Source organism: Dehalococcoidales bacterium, assembly GCA_030698765.1.
GTDB lineage: Bacteria > Chloroflexota > Dehalococcoidia > Dehalococcoidales > UBA2162 > JAUYMF01.
This window is the reverse complement of sequence record JAUYMF010000030.1, coordinates 1-4810: the sequence shown is the minus strand read 5'-3', so window position 1 is coordinate 4810 and position 4810 is coordinate 1. Positions and strand designations below refer to the sequence as shown.

General features: G+C 53.0%; 1 protein-coding gene. It reads right to left on the bottom strand.

Annotated features, from left to right (window positions below; all coding sequences use genetic code 11):
* Nucleotides 1-780: 780 nt before the first annotated feature.
* Complete coding sequence (locus tag Q8Q07_01385; protein MDP3878943.1) at nt 781-4281, bottom strand: DNA polymerase III subunit alpha; 3501 nt, start codon at nt 4279-4281, stop codon at nt 781-783.
* Between the last annotated feature and the right edge of the window lie 529 nt (nt 4282-4810).

The window sequence follows — 4810 nt, the reverse complement described above, 5'->3', positions numbered from 1 at the left end:
AGGCGAAGCAATCTCATCCGGCGGGATTGCCACGTCGCTTCGCTCCTCGCAATGACAACCCGAGTTCCTGAGTGAAAGATTGTGCGTTACAGTCTACTAGTACCTGGTGGCGTAAATGTCTATGCAATAGCAGTACCTTCTCTCTTGACGGGAGAAGGTCAGAGCCTGCCCTGAGCGAAGCCGAAGGGATGAGGGTGAATTTTAGGTTACTTTAGGTTACCCCCTCACCTTAATCCTCTCCCGCAAGGGGCGAGGAAATACGTATAGTCAATTACGCAAGCAAGCACTAGTGTAATGTTCGGAGACTACTTTACAACCATTGCACCCATATTGTCATTCCCGCGAAGGCGGGAATCCAGTATCACCACCCCACCCGGATTCCGTATCAAGCCTGTCCTGGCGACAGGCCAGGGTACGGAATGACAGGGTATTATTCGGTTTTGGTTAGCGGTGTCATTGCGAGACCGTTCCGACAGAGTCGGAAGGCTTCAGCCCAAGTTCAGCGTTCGACTGAGCTCACGCCGAAGTCCCGAGGGCGAAGCAATCTGTGTGTGGGGAAGGGTATACCTCACCTCTCAGATTGCCACGTCGCGGAGTTTACACTGAGCGAAGTGAACGTGCTCCTCGCAATAACAAACAAAACCAACCAAATGCAAACATAACCAATGGCAGATATTGTTAAGGTGCTACTGGGACACCCCGCTAGTTACTCTTTCTTCCGTATATTCTAGCACCAAGGGAAGAATGTTTCCAGACTGAGGTGGCCGTAGCCTGACCGGTTTAATTGGTGGTCTCCACCCTGATTGCTTCCTCGCCAATCAACTCCTCCAGCCGCTGGTGGAGTTCAGGACAGTAGCCGGCGTTCGGCAATTTCAAGCTATTAACCTCGTCTCCGTTTTTGATATACAGGGTGACCTTATCGCTTCCCGGAAAATCTTTCAGGCTGCCCATCAATCTTTGCAGGCGGACGAAATCGTCATCCTGATTATCGGTCTGAACGAGACTGATTACCAGCCGCTGGCTCCGGGATGGAGCCTTACCGATAGAAACCGGCTCGATTGCCGCCGGAGCTATCTCTGGTTCCGGAGTAATGGCTTCCCGGGGCTGAGCGGGGGGCGGTTGGTAGGGTTCTGCTTTATCACAACTGAACTGCAGCCTGTCGTCTCTCAATCTTATCTTACCCTGCACCCGCAGGACACTCCCCTCCTGCCAGAACCCGGCAGTGCTCTCGTAGACCCTGGGCCAGACCATGACCTCAACGTTACCTGTAATATCCTCCAGCATAGCCTTGATAAAAAGTTTGCGCTCACGGGTAAATAGCTGGACTACCGATGCCACTTCGCCCAGCACCGTAACATCTTCCCCATCCATTTCAGCGGTAATCTGGCCGCATAGGGTTGTCTCTGAATCTTCCCCGCCGGGACTAAACGGCTGCCTGGAGAAAGATACCCCTAACAGTTCTTTCTCCCAGTCGGCTTTTTCCCGGTCAGTTGCCCCGGCGAATTTAAGTTCCAGGTCAGTCAGCGGGACCGGGACCGTCTCTCCCCACAGGTCAAACATGGTGGACTGTCCGGTCTCCCGTAAACGCTGTTCCCGTTGCCCCAGAGATAAAATACTGCCGATGTTGTGGAGCAGGGTACCCCGGTCACCCAGGGAATCCAGGGCTCCGGCCTTAATCAGGCTCTCCATTACCCTCTTGTTTACCCCGCGCAGGTCGCAGCGGCGGCAGAGATCTTCGACAGATTTGAACTCACTTCCACGGCTACGCTCAGCGACAACCATTTCCATAGCTCCAAGACCCACATTCTTAATGGCCGCCAGCCCGAAACGGATAGCCGGGTTATTATCAGCGCTCTTTTCGATAGCAAATGTGACCTGACTGAGGTTGATGTCCGGCGGGAAGACGGTAATACCCAGACGGCGGCACTCGGCCACGGCATTGGCCACCTTGTCCGGCTGGTCGGCATGGGTCATCAGTAAAGCGGTAATATACTCTGCCGGATAGTTTGCCTTGAGGTAAGCCGTCTGATAGGCAATAAGGGCATAGCTGACGCTGTGGGCCTTATTGAAGGCATAACCGGCAAACGGCTCGATAAGGGCAAAGACCTCAGCCGCGATCTCATCAGAAAAACCCCTCTTCTTAGCCCCTTCAATAAAGTTAAGCTTCTCTTTTTTCATTACCTCGGGGATCTTCTTGCCCATCGCCTTACGGAAAATATCAGCCTGCCCCAGGCTATATCCGGCGAAAGCCTGCACGATAAACAATACCTGGTCCTGGTAGACGATGACTCCATAGGTCTCCTCAAGGATACTCTCCAGGGCCGGATGGGGATAACGGATAGGCTCCAGACCGTGCTTGGCCCGGATAAAGGTGGGAATATGCTCCATAGGCCCGGGACGGTACAGCGCCACCATAGCGGCAATATCACTGAAGGCAGTCGGTTTTAGCTCCTTGATATAGCGGCGCATCCCGGCCCCTTCCAGTTGAAAGACCCCGGCTGTTTCTCCGGAAGACAGCAGCTCAAATGTCCTGGCATCATCCATCGGGATATTGTGCAGGTCAATAACAATGCCACGATTCTGTTGAATAATCTCCCTGGCTTTCTTCAGTATCGTCAGGTTAGCCAGGCCGAGGAAGTCCATCTTGAGCAGGCCAATACGGGCAATATCTTCCATGGTGAACTGGGTCATCACGCCAGTCTCGCTATTACCCCGGCTTGCCCCTTGCAGGGGAACATAGCGGGTAAGAGGCTCTTTAGCGATGACAACCCCGGCGGCATGAGTGCTGGCATGACGGGAAATACCCTCGACACTCCTGGCGGCGTCAATCAGTTTACGGATAGCAGCATCATCCCGGTAAATATTCCCTAGCTCACTGTTTTCATTCTGCGCCTGAGCCAGGGTCATTCCTGGCCCGAAGGGGATCAGCCGGGCGACACGGTCAACCTCGCCATAGGGCATCCCCAGAGCCCGCCCCACATCCCGCAAGGCCGCCCGGGCACCCAGAGTACCGAAGGTAATAATCTGGGCAACGTGGTCCTGACCGTATTTATGGGAAACATAGGCGATAACCTCATCACGACGGTCATCTTCAAAGTCCAGGTCTATATCCGGCAACTCCTTGCGCTCCACATTAAGAAAACGCTCAAAGACCAGCCGGTGCTCAATCGGGTCAATCTCGGTGATACCCAGGCAGTGGAGGACAATACTGGCGGCAGCGCTGCCTCTCACCCCGAAGAGGATATCATGCGCCCTGGCAAAGGAAATAATGTCCCAGACTACCAGGAAATAGGCGGCGAATTCAGTTTCCCTGATTACCTCCAGCTCATAATCAAGCCGCTGTTTTATCTCCGGGCTAAAATCGGGGTAATAGCGGGGCAGTTGCTGGTAACAGAGGTCAGCCAGAAACTGGTAAGCGCTTTTTCCGGCGGGCAACTCTATCTCCGGAAGGTGCAGGCGCCCGAACTCCAGCTTGAGGTCACACATCCCGGCAATATGCCCGGCATTTTCCAGAGCCTGGGGAATATCGCGGTAAAGCTCCGCCATCTCCTGAGGACTCTTCAGGTAGAAAAAATCGCCGGCCATCTTCACCCTCTTCTCATCATAGATGGAAGAGTTGGTGCCGATACAGAGCAGCAGGTCATGGGCCGGCGCATCCTTCTGGCCAACGTAGTGGACATCATTGGTTGCCACCAGCGGAATATTTAGCTCATTACTGATGGCGATCAGTGACTGGTTTACCCGTTCCAGCTCCGCTATCGGATGCCGCTGTATTTCCAGGTAGAAGTCCTCCAGTGTATGCTGGTACCAAAGGGCGGACTGTTTGGCCTCATCAATGCGTCCCGCCAGGATAAGGCGGGGTATCTCTCCGCCAAGACACGCCGAGAGACCGACCAGCCCCTGATAGTGCTGTCGCAGAAGCTCCTTGTCAATGCGCGGTTTGTAGTAAAAGCCGTCAAGGAATGCCCTGGTGGTCAGTTGCAGCAGGTTACGGTACCCGGTCTGGTTTTTCGCCAGTAAGATAAGATGGTTGCTATTTTTGTCGCCGGACTCTCGTGCCAGACGGCTATTCGGCGCCACGTAAACCTCACAGCCGATAATCGGCTTGATGCCGGCTTCCCTGGCCGCCAGGTAAAACTGAATGACGCCATACATCACGCCGTGGTCGGTTATCGCCAGACTATCCATCCCCATTTCTTTAGCCCGTGCTACCAGACCGGGGATGCGTCCCATACCGTCAAGCAGACTATACTCGGTGTGGACATGAAGGTGAGTGAACATTATACTCCCTGGACAGACGCTAAACTGATTATAACACAGGGCTACCCTCCGGGATATTTCTTTACGTCCGGCTAAAGGGATTGAGAGAAGTTTAGCAGAGACAAAATTTCTTTTTTTAAGCTCTCTCGGCACTGTTTTCATGAAGTTTGAGCCTGTTATCTGGAATCAGGCTGCAAAAGCTTGACAGAACTTTAGTATCAGTGCTAGACTGCCAGTAGATATCATTATGATTAGCTTTTCTACGCAATTACAGTCATCTTATCCCGTAAGGTTAATAAAGTTAGTCGTGCACGGGGAAAAACCGTCCATACAGTTTACAGCAGGTACTGATATTTAAGAAGTTCACTTCAAAAAAACAATTTGGCCAGGAGCCGCGGGCACCTGGTAGCTAAAAACAAATTGAGGAGGTAAGGATAGTGAAAGGAATGTTTGCCTGGTTGGTCGTGAGTTGCGTGATGGTTTTATCTCTGGTACTGGCATCCTGCGCTCCTTCAGAACCAACCACACCGACCGCACCAACAACCCCGAC

What these genes read in the sequence shown, in the direction of transcription:
- Q8Q07_01385 (MDP3878943.1), bottom strand. Translation starts at nt 4,281, where the DNA reads ATGTTCACTCACCTTCATGTCCACACCGAGTATAGTCTGCTTGACGGT.